Source organism: Tardiphaga sp. P4_G1 (genome assembly GCF_056401215.1).
The window spans coordinates 204,496-221,141 of the sequence record NZ_JBFUJU010000011.1 but is presented as its reverse complement, the minus strand read 5'-3'; the positions used below and the strand labels follow the sequence as shown (position 1 = coordinate 221,141).

Below are 16,646 nucleotides of genomic sequence, written 5' to 3'. Positions count from 1 at the left end.
GGGCGCAAGCGTGACAATGAGGGGCAGAGCGGCGAGGGCGATTTTGCGAAGCAAAAGGTGACCTTTCACTGCATCCTCGCGCGCTTTGCGCGTGAACGGAGCCGATGAAGGGTCAACCCTTCAGAAATTCGCCGGCCTTGTAAAGCGAGCGAAACGCCACGCCGGCCTTGGCAAAGGTCTCGGCTGCGCCTTCATCGCGATCAACCATGGTGAACACCAGCACGACTTCGCCGCCGGCCTCGCGCACGGCGTCGAGCGCCTTCACGGCAGAGCCACCAGTGGTGGTGACGTCCTCGACAATGACGATGCGCTTGCCCTCCAGCGTCTCACCCTTGGCGAGGCCTTCGACGGCGAGGCGCGCGCCATGTTCCTTCGGCTTCTTGCGGACGAAGAAGGCCGCGATCGGATGGTTCTTCAGCCAGGAGAGCTGCGCCAGCGCGCCGGCCAGCGGCACGGCGCCCATCTCAAGCCCGCCAACATAATCGAGATTGTCGTCGCGCAGCGCGTCGTAGGTCAGCTCGGCCAGCAGCGCCGCGCCTTCCGGGTGGCACATCGTGGGTTTCAGGTTGAAATAGAAATTGCTCTTGCGGCCCGAAGCCAGCGTGATCTCACCATAACCGAACGAACGGTCGCGGATGATCTCGAACAGGCGGGCGCGGGCGGCTGATTTGGTCAATGGCATGTCTCTGTTGAAACGGTCTCTGTGCTGAACCGGGCGCAATCTATCGGCGCTTTCCGGCACATTCCAGACTGGCACGGGCCTCGTCAACACTCTCGGGCCGTTTTACCGCCCGTTGGGACGATGCTACAGACCGGGCAATAAGATCAGGCAAGACCGGAAGAGGAATCGCATGACTATCGAGCTGCACACCTGGAATACGCCGAACGGCCGCAAGATCTCCGTCGCGCTGGAGGAAATGGGCCTGCCTTACAAGGTCTTCCCGGTGCATATCGGCAAGGGCGAGCAGATGAAGCCCGAATTCCTGAAAATCAGCCCGAACAACAAGATTCCCGCCATCGTCGATCCCGAAGGGCCGGATGGCAAGCCGGTCAGCGTGTTCGAATCCGGCGCCATCCTGCTCTATCTAGGCGAAAAGACCGGCAAATTCCTGCCGAAATCTCTCGGCGAGCGGATTCCGGTGCTGGAATGGCTGATGTGGCAGATGGGGGGCTTCGGTCCGATGCCCGGCCAGGTGCATCATTTCATCGCGCTGGAGGACGAAAGCCAGCGCGTCTATGGGCTGAAGCGCTATTCCGACGAGACCCGCCGGCTCTATGGCGTGCTGGATCGACGCCTGGCCGACCACGAATTCGTCGCCGGCGCGCTGTCGGTGGCCGATTTCGCCATCCTCGGCTGGGCCTGGCGCCATGAGCGCCACAAGGTGTCGTTCGCCGAGTTCCCGAATGTCGGCCGCTGGTACGACACGCTGATGGCGCGGCCCGGCGTGAAGCGGGGCATGGACGCGAAGCTGGATTGAGGGAAGCTCCCTCTCCCCGCCCTTTGCGGGGAGAGGGCTGGGGTGAGGGGCATGGCGCTGACGTCACAACGTCCGTGCTACTCGCGTATTACTCAACGCGTGGTTCGACTTTCCGATCCGATAGTTAGTGAGGCAGGCCCGGTTTCCTGCCCCTCACCCGCGCGCAAAGCTGCGCGCGACCTCTCCCCGCAAAGAGCGGGGCGAGGTTAGGAAGATCACGCCTTTCGCGTTTCCAGCGCCATGCGCACGGCGAGGCCGGCCAGCACCGTGCCCATCAGCCAGCGCTGCAGCTTGAGCCAGGTCGGTCGCTCGCCGAGAAACAGCGCGATCGACCCGGCGCCGAGCGCGATCAGCCCGTTGACGCCGACGCTGATGATCGTCTGCGTCGATCCGAGCACCAGCGACTGCGTCAGCACGCTGCCCGCCGTGGGATCGATGAATTGCGGCAGCAGCGCCAGGTACAGCATCGCGATCTTTGGATTGAGCAGATTGGTGACGAAGCCCATGACGAATAATTTGCGTGGGCTGTCGATGGCGAGTTTCTTGACCTGGAACGGCGAGCGGCCGTTCGGCTTCAGCGCCTGCCAGGCCAGCCACAGCAGATAGGCCGCGCCGGCGAGCCTCAGCGCGTCATAGGCATAGGGCACCGCGAACAGTAGCGCGGTGATGCCGAAGGCCGCGCACAGCATGTAGAAAATGAAGCCCAGCGCCACGCCGCCGAGCGACACCATGCCGGCCGCAGGCCCCTGCGTGATCGAGCGCGAGATCAGATAGATCATGTTCGGTCCCGGCGTCAGCACCATGCCGAGCGAGACGAGGGCAAAACCGAGCAGGGATGTGAGATGGGGCATGGGACCATTCGCTGGCTGGGAATGGTCGTTGTTTAGCCCATCGGATGGCGTCGAACCATTTCAGATTCGGTATCGCAGATAGTCGAAATCGTTTGTGACTCTCACTGGGCTGGTAAGCGGATGTGCCCACAGGTGTCATGGCCGGGCTTGACCCGGCCATCCATCGTCCGCGTCAGCGGACTATATCATGCCACAAGTCGCGCCAATCCGGATTCATCGACCGGATCAGATCGATTTTCCACTCACGCGACCAGTGCTTGATGTTCTTCTCGCGCTGGATCGCGATGGTGATCGAATCGTGCTGCTCGAAATAGACAAGGCGCGTGACGTCGTACTTTTTCGTAAAGCCTGGCACCAGTTTTTCACGGTGTTCGTAGATGCGGCGAATGAGATCATTGGTCACGCCCACATAGAGCGTTCCACCCGGCTTGCTTGCCAGAATGTAGACCCAATAACTCATGCGAAGATGATGGATTGCCGGGTCAAGCCCGGCAATGACAATTTTTATGTGGTAGCCGGTCGTAAACTACACGAGCCGCTGCATCTCACATCCGGCGTTAATGCGCCTCTTCCCAATTATCCGCTGCGCGGGCGTCGACGTGCAGCGGCACCGACAGCAGCACCGCCGGGAACGGTGCGTCCTGCATGGTGTGCTGCACGATCGGCAGCGTCGCCGCGACTTCGTCGTCGGGCACCTCGAAGATCAGTTCGTCATGCACCTGCAGCAGCATCTTGGCTGAGAGCTTCTTCTCCGCCAGCGCGTCCTCCATCCGCGTCATGGCGCGGCGGATGATGTCGGCGGCGGTGCCCTGCAGGCGGGCATTGATCGCGGCGCGTTCGTTGAAGGCGCGGATCGAGGCGTTCGAGGCCTTGATGTCCGGGTAATGACATTTACGCCCGAACAAGGTCTGCACATAGCCGTGCTCCCGGCAGAAGTCGCGCGTCTGGTCCATATAGGCGCGGATACCGGGAAAACGTTCGAAGTACTTCTTGATATAGGCGCCGGCTTCCTCGCGGGGGATGCTGAGCTGGTTGGCGAGGCCGAAGGCCGAAATGCCGTAGATGATGCCGAAATTGATCGCCTTGGCGCGGCGGCGGATTTCCGCCGGCATGTCCTTGACCGGCACGCCGAACATTTCCGAAGCCGTCATGGCGTGAATGTCGAGGCCGTCCTGGAAGGCCTGTTTCAGCACAGGGATATCGGCGATCTCTGCCAGCAGTCGCAATTCGATCTGCGAGTAGTCGGCCGACACCAGCTTGTGTCCATCAGCGGCGATGAAGGCGCGCCTGATCTTGCGACCGTCCTCGGTACGAACAGGAATGTTCTGCAAATTCGGTTCGTTGGACGAGAGGCGTCCCGTCGTCGTCGCCGCCAGCGCATAGGTCGTGTGGACGCGGTGGGTCTGCGGATGCACGTAATTCGGCAGCGCGTCGGTATAGGTCGAACGTAGTTTCGATACCTGACGCCAGTCGAGTATCCTGCGCGGGAATTCGTGGCCTTGTTCGGCGAGGTCATCGAGCACCTGCGCCGAGGTCGACCACGCGCCGGTCTTGGTCTTGCTGCCGCCCGGCAGACCCATCTTGCCGAACAGGATATCGCCCAATTGCTTGGGACTGCCGATATTGACCTCTTCGCCGGCAATCTCGCGGATTTCGGCTTCGATGCGCGCAGCGGTCTGCGCGAAGTCGGCCGAGAGTTTTGACAGCACCTGACGGTCGATGGAAATGCCGCGGCGCTCCATACGGGCGAGCACGGAGATCAGCGGCCGCTCCAGCGTCTCATAGACGGTGGTCATGCGCTCGGCCGCAAGGCGCGGCTTCAGCACATTCCACAGCCGCAGCAGCACGTCGGCGTCTTCGGCGGCATAGGCCGTGGCGCGGTCGATCTTGACCTGCTCGAACGTCAGCTTGCCCTTACCGGAGCCGATCAGTTCGCCAAAGGTCAACATGGCATGGCCGAGCCAGATCTCGGCGAGCGCATCGAGGCCATGGGCGTTGCGCCCGGCATCGAGCGCATAGGACATCAGTTGCACGTCGTCATGGTTGCGCAGCGTGATGCCGTGCTGTGCGAGCAGCACCGCGGTGAACTTGATGTTGAAGCCGATCTTCAGCAGGCCCGCGGATTCCAGCACCGGTTTCAGCGCAGCAAGCGCATCGGCGGCCTTGATCTGGTCGGGCTCGAAATCGGCGGCGAACAGGCCTGCGCCGTCGCCGGACTGGCGATGGGCCAGCGGCACATAGCAGGCATCATTCGGACCGAGCGACAGCGCGATGCCGACCATATCGGCCTGCATCGGATCGATCGACGACGCCTTGCATTCGAATGCGACGTGACCGGTATCGAGGATGCGCGCGATCCATAGCTCGAGCTCTTTCAGGGAGCGTACAGGCTGATAGGTCTCGCGCTTCACTGGCATCTTGCGCGCGGCTTCGGCGCGGGCCTTGGCCAGCGAGATCGGGGTGAGGGCAGGGCGGTCGCTGTGAACAGCCGCTTCGATATGAGCGCTGCTGCTTGACGGACGCGAGGGACTCCCTCCCCACTTGCGGGGGAGGGTTGGGGAGGGGGGTGAGCCAAACAGATCGCCCTCGCTTGTGGACCCCCCACCCCGGCCCTCCCCCGCAAGGGGGGAGGGGGCAGAGGCCGCGCTGCTTTTCGTTGTGCTGTCGGCATCCACATCTGCCGGATCGATCTCGGCATATTCAGCGACACGGCGCGTCAGTGTCGAGAATTCCATCGCCTTCAGGAACGCGATCAGCTTGCGCGCGTCGGGCTCGTGCACTGCGAGGTCATCGAGCGGCACGTCGAGGGCGACCTTGTCGTCGAGCAGGACGAGCTGCCGCGAAATGCGTGCCTTTTCGGCGTGCTCGATCAGCGATTCCCGCCGCTTCGGCTGCTTGATCTCGCCAGCGCGGTTCAGCAGCGTTTCAAGATCGCCATATTCGGTGATCAGTTGCGCAGCGGTCTTGATGCCGATGCCGGGGACACCCGGCACGTTGTCGACGCTGTCGCCGGCCAGCGCCTGCACTTCGACGACCTTGTTCGGCGGCACACCGAATTTCTCAATCACCTCGGCAATGCCGAGGCGACGATCCTTCATGGTGTCGTACATGGTGACTTGCTCGGTCACGAGCTGCATCAGATCCTTGTCCGACGACACGATGGTGGCGGTCGCGCCGCGTTCACCGGCTTCGCGGACATAGGTTGCGATCAGGTCATCGGCCTCGAAACCACCTTGTTCGATGCTCGGCAGGTCGAAGGCGCGCACGGCGTCGCGGATCAGCGCGAATTGCGGGATCAGGTCGTCCGGCGCCGGTGGCCGGTGTGCTTTGTATTCGGGATACAGCTTGTTGCGGAAGGTCACTTCCGACTTGTCGAAGATGATCGCCAGATGCGTCGGCCGGTTGTCCGGCGGCATGTCGCGGATCAGCTTCCACAGCATGTTGCAGAAGCCCAGCACCGCATTGACCTGCAGCCCGTCGGATTTGCGGTTCAGCGGCGGCAGTGCGTGATAGGCGCGGAAAATATAGGACGAGCCGTCGACCAGAAAGACATGGTCGCCCTTCGCGAGGGCCTTGACGGTGGCGGGCTTGGCGGCGGCTGTTTCTGAGGTTTTCGGCATGGCCGCAACTTAAGGATTTTCGCCGGAAATGACAGTCTGTCAGCCAGTCATCCCGCCGGTTTTTGTGATGCCGCCCGGCTTGCGCCGCGCCCTGTTCCATGTGCCCTTGCGCCGGTCATTGCCAATCGAAGGACCATTCATGCCCGAGCTCGCCGAACTGATGGACAAGTTGAAGGGCGTGGAGGCCGAGATCGAGGCCGAGCTGACCCGCCGGCGGGAAGAGCTGCGCTTCCGTTTCGAGCGGCGCAAGATTGTCTTCGAGCAGGATATCGAGAAGCTGCAGCGCGCCATCAAGGTGGGCGCGTCAAAATACTTCTTCAACGCTAACCCGCTGATCGTGTTGTCCGCTCCCGTGATCTATTCACTGATCATCCCCTTCGTACTGATCGATCTCTGGGTGATGGCCTATCAGGCGGTGTGCTTTCCGATTTATGGCATCCCCAAGGTGCGGCGGCGCGACTATCTGGTGTTCGACCGGCATCACCTTGCCTATCTCAACATCATCGAGAAGGTGAACTGCGCCTATTGCTCATACTGTAACGGCGTGGCCGCCTTCGTGCGCGAGGTTGCCGCGCGCACCGAGGTTTATTGGTGTCCGATCAAGCATGCGCGCCGCGTGCTCGGCCCGCATCCGCATTATGTCGGATTTGCAGATTTCGGCGATGCGGAAGGTTTCCGCGCCAAAATTGAGGGCATGAAGGACGGCGTGAAGCTCGATGACGGAAGGTCGCCGACGGCGGTGTAAGTTCTACTCCGCCGCCTGCAGCGTTGCGCTTTTCTTCTTCGGCGCAATCCAGAACGCTGCCGGGCGCTCGAACAGGAAGTTCGCACGGACCATCAGCGCGAGCCTCCAGATCACCAGCGCGCCGATGACGCCGCAGAGTGTCACCAGCAGCGAGATCGTGCCGATGTCGAACGGGCTGAATTTCAGCAACAGCGCGCGGGATGTCGCCATCGGCAGGAAGAAGGCGAGATAGATCACGATGGAATGCTCACCGAAGAAGCGGATGAAGCCGAGCCACTGCATCTTCGCCAGCAGCGTGCCCATCACGATGATCGCGACCGCGCCGGCAAAGCCGAGCATCAGCGAGATCACTGGCCATTCGCTGCAGCCGTCATAGACGAGAGCGGCATTGACCAGCGCCCAGGCCGCAAGGCCGACCAGCGCCATCACTGGTTTGGCCCGTGCGCGATCGGACAGCGCGAAGACCTGCGTCGCGAACAGGTAGCCCGAATAGAAATAGACGAAGCGCGCGCAGAACTCGTCGATCATCGTCCAACCGGTGGCGATATGCGCCATCTCCAGCGCGGCGGCGATGCCCCAGATCAGTAGCGGCGGCACGCGCCGCGCCAGCTTGGTGACGATGAAGAACACCGGCAGCATATAGATGAACCACAGCGTGCCGAACGGCTCGATATAGGAGATCAGATAGAGATTGGCGACATAGGCCCAGCCGTGTTCGGCAGCAAAGCCGGGCGCCTTGAAGCCGAACTGGATGGTCACCCAGAGTACGTAGAAATACAGGAAGTGGACGACCTTGCGGTCGAGATAGGTCCGCCAGTCGCGGTCGATGACGACAGCCAGAAATAGCCCGGAGATCAGGAAGAAGTCCGGCATCCGGAACGGTTTGGCAAAGGCCACCAGCAGATGCATGTAGCCGGTCTGGCCGGCGGCCAGTTCGACGCCCAGCACCGAATGCATCATCACCACCATGATGATGCAGATGCCCTTGGCGTAATCGACCCAGTCGATTCGCTCTGTCCCTGACAGCGCCGCGCGATCGGCGACGGCGAAGGTGCCACTGGTGGTCATCGGTATCCCCTGTTCGGCGCTTCTTTTGGCGGGATCATGAGACGAGATCGGTTTCAATTGCCTTTCTCTGAACCCCAAATATGCCCCGCAAATGGTCGCGGCAGGGCGAGTTTGGCGGGGTGGTTAACGCGCGTTAAGGAGTGGGGGAATGGGACGCAACGTCCTCTCCACTGTCATCGCCGGGCCTGACCCGGCGATCCATCTTCTCGCGAAGCAAGATGGATACGCGGGTCAAGCCCGCGTATGACACCTGAGATTGGTATGTCCCCCGAGAACATCGCGAAGATGACGATTTGACCCGAACCTTCGATGCATCCCTGCCCATCGATGCTGTGCTCGACGACCTGTCAGGCGCGCTGGAGGCCGGCAACGCCGCGGTACTGGTGGCGCCGCCGGGCGCCGGCAAGACCACGCGCGTGCCGCTGGCGCTACTCGATGCGCCGTGGCTGAAGGGCAGGAAGATCATCATGCTGGAGCCGCGGCGCATTGCAGCCCGCGCCAGCGCCGAGCGGATGGCGAAAACGCTGGGCGAGCGCGTCGGCGAGACCGTCGGCTATCGCGTCCGCTTCGGCTCCAAGATCTCGCGCAACACCCGGATCGAAGTGGTCACCGAAGGGATTTTCTCGCGGCAGATCCTCGATGATCCCGAGCTGAGGAATATCGGCGCCGTGCTGTTCGACGAATTTCACGAGCGCTCGCTCGATGCCGATATGGGCCTCGCGCTGGCGCGCGATGCGCAGACCGGATTGCGCGAGGATCTGCGTATCCTGGTGATGTCGGCGACCATCGACGGCGCGCGCATCGCGAAGCTGCTTGGCGACGCGCCGGTCATCGCCAGCGAGGGGCGCGCTTATCCCGTGGAGACACGCTATCTCGGCCGCAAGCCAGATATCCAGCTCGAGCGGCAGATGGCCGACGCCATCGCGACCGCCTTGCGTGCCGATCCCGGCTCGGTGTTGGCGTTCCTGCCGGGCGCTGCAGAGATCCGCCGCACGCAGAATTTTCTCGCCGAGCGCGTACAGGATGCATCCATCGAGATCGTCCCTTTATTCGGTGCACTCGATGCCGGCGTGCAGGACCGTGCCATCCAGCCCGCGCCCAAGGGGCAGCGCAAGGTGGTGCTGGCGACCTCGATTGCCGAGACCTCGCTGACCATCGAAGGCGTGCGCATCGTGGTGGATTCCGGCGTCGCGCGCGTGCCGCGCTATGAGCCGGACATCGGACTGACGCGGCTGGAGACCGTGCGGGCCTCGCGCGCTGCGGTCGATCAGCGCCGCGGCCGCGCCGGTCGTACCGAGCCCGGCATCTGTTATCGGCTCTGGGACGAGCCGCAGACCGCCTCATTGCCGGCTTACACACAGCCGGAAATTCTCAGCGCGGATCTGTCCACGCTGGTGCTCGATCTCGCGCAATGGGGCGTCAGCAATCCCGCGCAACTGACCTTCCTTGATCCGCCGCCGGCGCCGGCGCTGAAGGAAGCACGCGGCCTGCTCGGCGAACTCGGCGCGCTGGATGGTGACGGCCGTATTACCGAGGAAGGCCATGCGCTGCGCGCGCTGGCGCTGCCGCCGCGGCTGGCGCGCATGATCGTGGATTCGGCGCGCTTCGGCTATGGCGAGGAGGCTGCCGAGATCGCTGCCATCCTTACCGAGCGCGGGCTTGGTGGCGACAGCGTCGATCTCGATGTCAGACTCGATCTGTTCCGCCGTGATCGTTCGCAGCGCGCCGGTAGCGCCCGGCAGCTCGCAGAGCGCTGGGCGGGGCAGGTCGAAGGCAACGAGCGGGGCGCTTCTGCTCCCTCCCCCCTTGCGGGGGAGGGGCGGGGAGGGGGGTCCACAAGTGAGGTCGGAGCGTGGGGCACCCCCATCCCCGACCCTTCCCCGCAAGGGGGAAGGGGGCTCGACCGCCGCAGCCCAACCTCGGATACGCTGACCACCGGCACCATGCTCGGCTTTGCATTCCCGGATCGCGTGGCCAAGAACCGCGGGAATGGCAGTTTCGTGCTGGCTAATGGCCGGGGCGCGTCGATCGAACAAAGTGCCGCCCTGGCGCGCGCGCCATATATCGCCGTGGCCGAGCTCACCGGCACCGCCGCCAATGGCCGCATCCTGCTGGCGGCACCGATCACGCAGGCCGATATCGAGGCGCGTTTCGCCGATCAGATCGAGAATACCGACGATGTCAGTTTCGATCGGGCGTCGATGTCGCTGCGTGGGCGCCGCAAGCGTGTGCTGCATGCGATTACGTTGTCGGAAGCGCCGTTCACGCTGAAACCGTCTGAAGACACCGCGCGCGTTTTCGCCGACGGTCTGGTTGCCGCGGGCATCGACCGCTTGCCATGGTCGAAGGCGCTGCAGCAGTGGCGGGGGCGCGTGATGTTCTTGCGCGCGTCGGAAGGCGACGCGTGGCCCGATCTGTCCGACACTGCGCTCGCCGCGACGCGCGAGAGCTGGCTGATGCCGGCGCTGTTCGACAAGATCTCGCTGAAGGATTTCTCGGCCGGCGATCTGTCCGACGCCGTGATGGGCTTGTTGCCCTGGGATCTGCGGGCGCGGCTCGACAAGGAAGCGCCGACGCATTTCGAGGCGCCGACGGGGACGGTACTGGCGATTGATTATGAAGCCGAGCAGGGGCCGACCATTGCCGTCCGTCTGCAGGAATTGTTCGGGCTGAACACCCATCCCTCGGTCGCCAAGGGCAAGGTGCCGCTGGTGCTGGAATTGCTGTCGCCGGCGCAGCGCCCGGTGCAGGTGACGCGCGATCTGCCGGGCTTCTGGCGGGGCAGCTACCTCGACGTGCGCTCTGACCTGCGCGGCCGCTATCCGCGCCATCCCTGGCCGGAAGATCCCGCCAATGCGCTGCCGACGCGCCGCGTGAAGCCGCGCGGGACGTGATCATCAGGCAAAGTGCTGCTCATTAACGCTTCGCTCATCCTTTTCGCGAAAATAGCAGTCTGTGAGACCGTCCTGAACGGACGGTGGTGAGCCCGTGTGATGAACTCGCGGTTCCCCTGATTGCGTTCAGTGAGGTTGCGTATGCGTAGTATCATGTTCTTCGCGGCGATCCTGATCGGTCTGGGCACCGTGATGGCGCAGATGGCCGACAAGATGACGGCGACGACGCCGGCCATGGCGAAGGCGTCATCCCCCGAACCCACCACACAGGGCAATGCAAAGGCCGGTGTCCGCAGCCTATCGATTGCGCGCGATGCGCGCGGTCACTTCCAGACTGAGGGGAGCATCGAGGGCCAGCGCATCGGCTTCATGGTCGATACTGGCGCGTCCGTCATCGCATTGAATGAAAAGTCGGCGGCACGATTTGGTTTGCGTCCGTCGCGTGCCGATTATAACGCCACGGTGACAACGGCGAACGGAACGCTGAAGGCTGCGCGCACGCGAATCGCTGTCGTGCAGGTCGGTGAGCTGACCGTGCGTGATGTCGATGCGATGGTGCTGCCCGATGAGGCACTGTCCGAGAATCTGCTCGGCCTGTCGTTTCTCTCGAAGTTGAAACGCTTCGAATATGCAAATGGCCGGATGGTACTCGAACAGTAGTACCTCATATCCCCCACGCATTCACGCCGCAGCCCAATTCTAAACAAACTCGCATTCTTGAATGCCCGTGCGCCTTCCCACAGGCGTGCGCAAAGGCTAAGCCTGCGCATTCAAGATTGATCCCAATTGATGCGAGGTCCTGCGATGTTTCCGAAGCCGAAGCCCTTGCTCGTGCCGAATACCTACGCCTACGAATCCGAGCCGATGGTAAAGGCCACGGGTTTTCGCGAATATGACGCGCGCTGGCTGTTCGGCAAGGAAATCAACCTGATGGGCATTCAGGCGCTGGGCATGGGGCTCGGTGCGCTGATTGCAGAACTCGGCCAGAAACAGGAAATCGTCACCGGACACGATTTCCGCGGCTACTCCGCCTCGATCAAATATGCGCTGATGACGGGCCTGATGGCCGCCGGCTGCAAGGTCCATGATATTGGCCTCGCGGTAACGCCGATGGCCTATTTCGCGCAGTTCGATCTCGATGTGCCCTGTGTCGCCATGGTGACGGCCTCGCACAACGACAATGGCTGGACCGGCGTGAAGATGGGCGCCAGCAAGCCACTGACCTTCGGTCCGGACGAGATGACCCGGCTGAAGGAAATCGTGCTCAATGCCGAGTTCAAGAACAAGGCTGGCGGCTCCTATCAATTCCACGAAAACTATCCGGCGCGCTATATCGCCGATCTCACCAATCGTCCGAAGCTGAAGCGCAAGCTGAAGGTTGTCGTGGCCTGCGGGAACGGCACTGCCGGCGCTTTCGCACCGCAGGTGATGGAAGCGATCGGCTGCGAGGTGATTCCGCTCGATACCGAGCTCGATCACACCTTCCCGAAATACAATCCGAACCCGGAAGACATGGAGATGCTGCACGCGATCCGCGATGCGGTGCTCGAACACAAGGCCGATGTCGGTCTTGGTTTCGACGGTGATGGCGATCGCTGCGGCGTCGTCGACAACACCGGCGAGGAAATCTTTGCCGACAAGGTCGGCGTGATGCTCGCCCGCGATATGTCCGCGGTTCACAAGGATGCGACTTTCGTGGTCGACGTGAAATCGACTGGTCTGTTCGTGACGGATCCGGTGCTGCAGAAGCAGAATGCCAAGACGACCTATTGGAAGACCGGCCACTCCTACATGAAGCGCCGCACCAATGAGCTGAAGGCGCTCGCTGGCTTCGAGAAGTCCGGTCACTTCTTCTTCAATGCGCCGGTGGGGCGCGGCTATGACGACGGCCTCGTCTCGGCGATTGCGATCTGCGAAATGATGGACCGCGCGCCCGGCAAGACCATGGCCGATCTCAAGGACGCGCTGCCGAAGACCTGGTCGTCGCCGACCATGTCGCCGCATTGTGCCGACGAGACCAAATACGGCGTCGTCGCTGCGGTGGTGAAGCATTTCGAGGATGCGCAGAAGAAGGGCGCCAAGGTCGCCGGACAATCGATCCGCGATCTCGTCACGGTCAACGGCGTGCGCGTCACCTGTGAGGACGGCAGCTGGGGTCTGGTGCGCGCATCATCGAACAAGCCGGAACTGGTGGTCGTGGTCGAAAGCCCGGTCTCCGAAGCGCGTATGCACGACATGTTCGAAGCCATGAATGTGGTGCTGCGGACGCATCCGGAAGTCGGCGCGTATAACCAGACGATTTGATTTCTGCTGTCGTCGCCCGGCCAAGCCGGGCGACGACAGTTGGTGGAAAATCGTGCGAGTTACGTTCTGGCTGCCTGATCCGCCGCAATCATCTCCGACATCTCCCTTGCCGCTTGCGTCACATAGCGCTCCTTGTGGCGCAGCTGGACGAAGCGCCGTGTCGGCAGCGAGGCTTTGATGGCGATGAGATCACCGTTGCCGATCAGGGCGGTGGCGACCAGCCGGGACATAATGCTCGCACCAGCGCCGGCCACGACGGCCGCGCAGACGGCTTCGTTCGACGGCAGCTCCATGGCGATACGGATGTCATCGGGCGCGATTCCTGATTGGTCCAGTACCGATTGCGCAATGGCGCGCGTGCCGGAACCGGCTTCACGCAGCACCCAGTTCGTCTCGGCGAACTGACCCGGCACGACGGTGTGTTGCTTCGCCCATGGATGCGATCGGCCGACCACCAGCACAAGTTCGTCGTCGCCCACGGGCTGGGTCGCGAGTGCCGGATGGTCAACCGCGCCTTCAACGATGCCGAGATCGACTTCGCCGTCGCGCACCCAATCGGCCACCTGTTCGGTATTTCCGATGCGGAGGCTGAGGTCGATGCCGGGGAAGCGCTGGCGATAGTGCGCCATGACAGGCGGCAGAAAGTAGTTGCCGACGGTCTGGCTCGCGGCCAGCGCAAGGGAGCCGCGCGTCATGCCGGCCATATCGGTGAGGACGGTCGTCGCGGCGGCAGCGCGTGCCAGCACGGCCCGGGCTTCGATCAGAAAGGCGCGGCCAATCTCGGTCAATTCGATGCGGCGGCCGACGCGGTGAAACAGCTGCGTCGCATAGCGCGCTTCCAGCGCCGCAATGGCGGCGCTGGTGGCAGATTGGGTAAGATGCAGACTCTCGGCAGCCCGCGTCATGTGCTCGTGTTCGGCGACGGCGACGAAGATCCGGAGCTGTTCGAGCGTCATGGCATCTCCATCATGTAGTCAGTTTCACCAGCATGAGGCTGAAGCCGGCAATGAACAGGAAGGCTGCGGCGCCGAGCAGCAGCGGGCGCAGGCCCTTGGCGCGCAGCTTCTGGATATTGGTTTCCAGCCCCATTGCGGCGAGCGCCATGGTCAGCAGGAAGGTCGTAATCGGAATGATCAGGCTCATAGCTGCATGCGGCACGTCAACGAGGCTATTCAGGATCACCATCGCCACGAAGCCGAAGGCGAACCACGGCATCGGCACCTTGGTGCTGCCGGATTCCGCGCCCATGGCACGTGCGCGCCGTGTCGCCAGCAGGCCAAGTGCGATCACCACCGGTGCCAGCATCATCACGCGCGCGAGTTTCGCGACGGTGCCGAATTCGCCGGCCTCACGGCTCTGCTGGAAGGCGGCCGCGACCACCTGCGCGATCTCGTGGATCGATGCGCCAGCCCAAAGCCCGAAATGATGTGGGTCGAGCTCCAGCACGCTACCGAGTAGCGGATAGACGAACATGGCGATCGAGCCAAAGATGGTGACGCAGGCGACCGCGTAGGCGACATCCTCATCGGGCGCGCGGGTCACGGTGTTGGTTGCGATCACGGCGGACGCTCCGCAAATCGATGTGCCGGCGGCGATCAGTTCGACCAGTCTGCGGTCGATACCCATCGCGCGGCCAAGCCATGTGGTGAAGATGAAGGTTGCAACGAGCGTCGCCGCGATCACCGCGAAGCCGATGCCGCCAACCTCCAGCAATTGCGCCGCGGTGAGTTGCAGGCCGAGCAGGATGATGGCGAAGCGCAGGATGCTGCGCATGGAGAAACTGATGCCGGCTTTGGCCGCAGCCGGCGCGCCGGATGTGTTCTGGATCGCGATACCGATGCCGATGGCCAGGATCATCGGACTGGCGAGGCCGATATAGGGGATTTCACGCAAGGCGAGTGCAGTGCCGGCGATGGCGCCGGTGAGCGCCAATCCGGGAAGAAGCGGGAGGTTGCGAGCAGCAAGCGGGCTGGTGCGGTTCGCATCTTGGGCAAGAACGGTCATGGGCCAAACTCCGGTTTGGCCACATCCTCATGCCGTTTGATCAATAAATCTAATTGATCATTATTGTTGATTCAATCGAAGTATATGATTGATCTGTTTCGGCGTCGTCGCCCGGTCCGACAGGGCGACGACAGCGCGGTATTTCTCAAGCAGCCGGCATCGGTGGCACCGGCAGTGCCGTGACCGACTTGATCTTCTCCATGGCGAAGCGGGAGGTGACGTTCTTCAAGGCCACGGCACTGATCAGCTTCTTGTAGAAGATGTCGTAGCTCTGCATGTCGGCCACGACCACGCGCAGCATGTAGTCGACGTCGCCGGCCATCCGGTAGAATTCCATGACTTCGGGCATGGCGCTGACGGCATCGGCGAATTTCTTCAGCCAGGCGTCGGAATGGTCGCCGCTCTCCACCGAGACAAACACCGAGATACCCAGGCCAATCTTGTTTTGATCGACCAGCGCCACCCGGCGGAGGATTACGCCATCGGCTTCGAGGCGCTGGATGCGCTTCCAGCACGGTGTCGACGAAAGCCCCACGCGGTCGCCGATCTCGGCCACCGACAGCGAGGCGTCTTCCTGCAGGACGGTCAGGATCTTGCGATCGATCGCATCGAGGCGGCGGGTGGATTCAAGGGGCTGGTCGGCGACATCGGTCATGGGAAGAACTTTGTTCTAATTATGGGGTCGAGTAACCTCATATATAGAACATTCTTCCAAGGCAAGCCCTGTACCGCCTCAGCTAAGGGCGCCGACCCGGGATTCCCTCAAAAGCTGTTCGACTTCAGCACGTTGCGGGCAGGCGAAAGCACCGCCATAGCGGGTGCATTTCAGGGCCGCGGCGGCGGAGGCGAAGCGCAGCGCCTCCGGTACCGACTTGCCGCCCGCGAATTCCAGCGCGAAGGCGCCATGGAAAATGTCGCCGGCGCCGAGGGTGTCCACGGTGTGAACGGGGAAGGCCGGGGTTTCCTTGGGATGTCCGTGCTCGTCGAGCCACAGGGTACCGCGCGGGCCGCGGGTGACGGCAAGGAAGGACGAGGTCAGCGTCGCCATCTTCTGCAGCGCCTTGAGATTGTCGGTGATGCCGGCGGTCGATTGCAGCGCATCGTCCGAGAAGATCAGGTGCGAGGAAGCGGTCAGCAGGCCCTCGCGCTGCGACAGCGTGCTGTCGATGTCGACGACGACGGGAATGCCGCGATGACGTGCCTCGATGCACAACTCGGTGGCGAAGCCGGCACAGCGGCTCTCAACCAGAATGGCGTTGCAGTCCTGCAGCAGCAGGTCGTGGTCGGGCAGCTTTACCTTCCAGAGTTCGGGATCGCGGAAGGTGACGATGGTGCGCTCGCCCGAAGGGTCGATCATGACGGCCGAGATCGGCGTCACGAGGCCCGGCATATGCACCAGATGCGCAGAGTCGATGCCTTCCTTGGCAAGATCGTCGAACACAAACTGATCGGCGGTCTCGTTCTTGTCGCCCATCGGGCCGGTCATCGACGCCCGGCCGCCCAGCCGGCTGACGCCAATGGCGGCATTGAGCGCATTGCCGCCGATGATCTGGGCGAAACGTTGGGAGGGGAATTTCTGGCCACGCCCCGGGACGGCTTCGACGGCAAAGGTCAGGTCGCGAACCGGCAGGCCGATACACAATACGTGGACAGGCTTGGCACTCATGAAGGATTCCCCGTGG

The 16,646-nt window shown here is 62.7% G+C and carries 14 protein-coding genes; 5 read left to right on the top strand and 9 right to left on the bottom strand.

The window, feature by feature from the left end; translation table 11 throughout:
- Positions 1-112: 112 nt before the first annotated feature.
- Positions 113-676: an orotate phosphoribosyltransferase gene (pyrE, locus tag AC1DUY_RS25175; RefSeq protein ID WP_089263651.1), complete on the bottom strand. Its 564-nt coding sequence runs from the start codon at positions 674-676 to the stop codon at positions 113-115.
- Positions 677-851: 175 nt separating this feature from the next.
- Here pyrE and AC1DUY_RS25170 point away from each other — a divergent pair, with 175 nt between their 5' ends.
- A complete protein-coding gene (locus AC1DUY_RS25170) occupies positions 852-1,478 on the top strand; it encodes a glutathione S-transferase family protein (protein WP_478117883.1) in 627 nt (208 codons plus the stop codon).
- A 215-nt stretch (positions 1,479-1,693) separates the two neighbouring features.
- On the opposite strand, the gene AC1DUY_RS25165 is transcribed toward AC1DUY_RS25170, so the two are convergent.
- The 3 genes from AC1DUY_RS25165 to polA all read right to left on the bottom strand — a co-directional run bounded on the left by AC1DUY_RS25165 (position 1,694) and on the right by polA (position 5,949).
- Positions 1,694-2,329 (bottom strand): LysE family translocator, encoded by a 636-nt coding sequence (locus tag AC1DUY_RS25165; RefSeq protein ID WP_089262849.1) that lies wholly within the window; start codon positions 2,327-2,329, stop codon positions 1,694-1,696.
- A gap of 172 nt (positions 2,330-2,501) precedes the next feature.
- Positions 2,502-2,789, bottom strand: coding sequence for a GIY-YIG nuclease family protein (locus AC1DUY_RS25160; RefSeq protein WP_309947934.1), 288 nt, complete (start codon positions 2,787-2,789; stop codon positions 2,502-2,504).
- Between the two features lie 97 nt (positions 2,790-2,886).
- Entirely contained in the window at positions 2,887-5,949 is a 3,063-nt protein-coding gene (polA, locus tag AC1DUY_RS25155; RefSeq protein ID WP_478117881.1) for a DNA polymerase I, read from the bottom strand.
- 139 nt (positions 5,950-6,088) lie between these two features.
- On the opposite strand from polA, the gene AC1DUY_RS25150 reads away from it, so the two are divergent.
- On the top strand, positions 6,089-6,694 hold the full coding sequence (locus AC1DUY_RS25150; RefSeq protein WP_478117879.1) for a hypothetical protein: 606 nt from the start codon (positions 6,089-6,091) through the stop codon (positions 6,692-6,694).
- Between the two features lie 3 nt (positions 6,695-6,697).
- Here AC1DUY_RS25150 and AC1DUY_RS25145 read toward each other — a convergent pair whose 3' ends face one another.
- On the bottom strand, positions 6,698-7,762 hold the full coding sequence (locus AC1DUY_RS25145; RefSeq protein WP_478117877.1) for an acyltransferase family protein: 1,065 nt from the start codon (positions 7,760-7,762) through the stop codon (positions 6,698-6,700).
- 293 nt (positions 7,763-8,055) lie between these two features.
- Here AC1DUY_RS25145 and hrpB point away from each other — a divergent pair, with 293 nt between their 5' ends.
- From hrpB to AC1DUY_RS25130, 3 genes are all read left to right on the top strand, one after another.
- Positions 8,056-10,656: an ATP-dependent helicase HrpB gene (hrpB, locus tag AC1DUY_RS25140; RefSeq protein WP_478117875.1), complete on the top strand. Its 2,601-nt coding sequence runs from the start codon at positions 8,056-8,058 to the stop codon at positions 10,654-10,656.
- Positions 10,657-10,797: 141 nt separating this feature from the next.
- Positions 10,798-11,316 (top strand): TIGR02281 family clan AA aspartic protease, encoded by a 519-nt coding sequence (locus tag AC1DUY_RS25135; RefSeq protein WP_478117873.1) that lies wholly within the window; start codon positions 10,798-10,800, stop codon positions 11,314-11,316.
- Between the two features lie 144 nt (positions 11,317-11,460).
- Positions 11,461-12,960 (top strand): phosphomannomutase/phosphoglucomutase, encoded by a 1,500-nt coding sequence (locus AC1DUY_RS25130; RefSeq protein WP_478117871.1) that lies wholly within the window; start codon positions 11,461-11,463, stop codon positions 12,958-12,960.
- Between the two features lie 59 nt (positions 12,961-13,019).
- Here the strand turns inward: AC1DUY_RS25130 and AC1DUY_RS25125 are convergent, their stop codons facing one another.
- The 4 genes from AC1DUY_RS25125 to AC1DUY_RS25110 form a co-directional block, all read right to left on the bottom strand.
- Positions 13,020-13,916 (bottom strand): LysR substrate-binding domain-containing protein, encoded by an 897-nt coding sequence (locus AC1DUY_RS25125; protein ID WP_478117869.1) that lies wholly within the window; start codon positions 13,914-13,916, stop codon positions 13,020-13,022.
- A gap of 10 nt (positions 13,917-13,926) precedes the next feature.
- Entirely contained in the window at positions 13,927-14,964 is a 1,038-nt protein-coding gene (locus AC1DUY_RS25120; RefSeq protein ID WP_478117867.1) for a YeiH family protein, read from the bottom strand.
- 145 nt (positions 14,965-15,109) lie between these two features.
- Positions 15,110-15,619, bottom strand: coding sequence for an Lrp/AsnC family transcriptional regulator (locus tag AC1DUY_RS25115; protein WP_089262825.1), 510 nt, complete (start codon positions 15,617-15,619; stop codon positions 15,110-15,112).
- A 78-nt stretch (positions 15,620-15,697) separates the two neighbouring features.
- Positions 15,698-16,630, bottom strand: coding sequence for a sugar kinase (locus tag AC1DUY_RS25110; RefSeq protein WP_439065785.1), 933 nt, complete (start codon positions 16,628-16,630; stop codon positions 15,698-15,700).
- Positions 16,631-16,646 lie beyond the last annotated feature (16 nt).

Bases quoted from the DNA above. Each gene is read 5' to 3' on its own strand.
- AC1DUY_RS25170 (WP_478117883.1), top strand. From the start codon at position 852: ATGACTATCGAGCTGCACACCTGGAATACGCCGAACGGCCGCAAGATC.
- AC1DUY_RS25165 (WP_089262849.1), bottom strand. From the start codon at position 2,329: ATGCCCCATCTCACATCCCTGCTCGGTTTTGCCCTCGTCTCGCTCGGC.
- AC1DUY_RS25160 (WP_309947934.1), bottom strand. From the start codon at position 2,789: ATGAGTTATTGGGTCTACATTCTGGCAAGCAAGCCGGGTGGAACGCTC.
- polA (WP_478117881.1), bottom strand. From the start codon at position 5,949: ATGCCGAAAACCTCAGAAACAGCCGCCGCCAAGCCCGCCACCGTCAAG.
- AC1DUY_RS25150 (WP_478117879.1), top strand. From the start codon at position 6,089: ATGCCCGAGCTCGCCGAACTGATGGACAAGTTGAAGGGCGTGGAGGCC.
- AC1DUY_RS25145 (WP_478117877.1), bottom strand. From the start codon at position 7,762: ATGACCACCAGTGGCACCTTCGCCGTCGCCGATCGCGCGGCGCTGTCA.
- AC1DUY_RS25135 (WP_478117873.1), top strand. From the start codon at position 10,798: ATGCGTAGTATCATGTTCTTCGCGGCGATCCTGATCGGTCTGGGCACC.
- AC1DUY_RS25130 (WP_478117871.1), top strand. From the start codon at position 11,461: ATGTTTCCGAAGCCGAAGCCCTTGCTCGTGCCGAATACCTACGCCTAC.
- AC1DUY_RS25125 (WP_478117869.1), bottom strand. From the start codon at position 13,916: ATGACGCTCGAACAGCTCCGGATCTTCGTCGCCGTCGCCGAACACGAG.
- AC1DUY_RS25120 (WP_478117867.1), bottom strand. From the start codon at position 14,964: ATGACCGTTCTTGCCCAAGATGCGAACCGCACCAGCCCGCTTGCTGCT.
- AC1DUY_RS25115 (WP_089262825.1), bottom strand. From the start codon at position 15,619: ATGACCGATGTCGCCGACCAGCCCCTTGAATCCACCCGCCGCCTCGAT.
- AC1DUY_RS25110 (WP_439065785.1), bottom strand. From the start codon at position 16,630: ATGAGTGCCAAGCCTGTCCACGTATTGTGTATCGGCCTGCCGGTTCGC.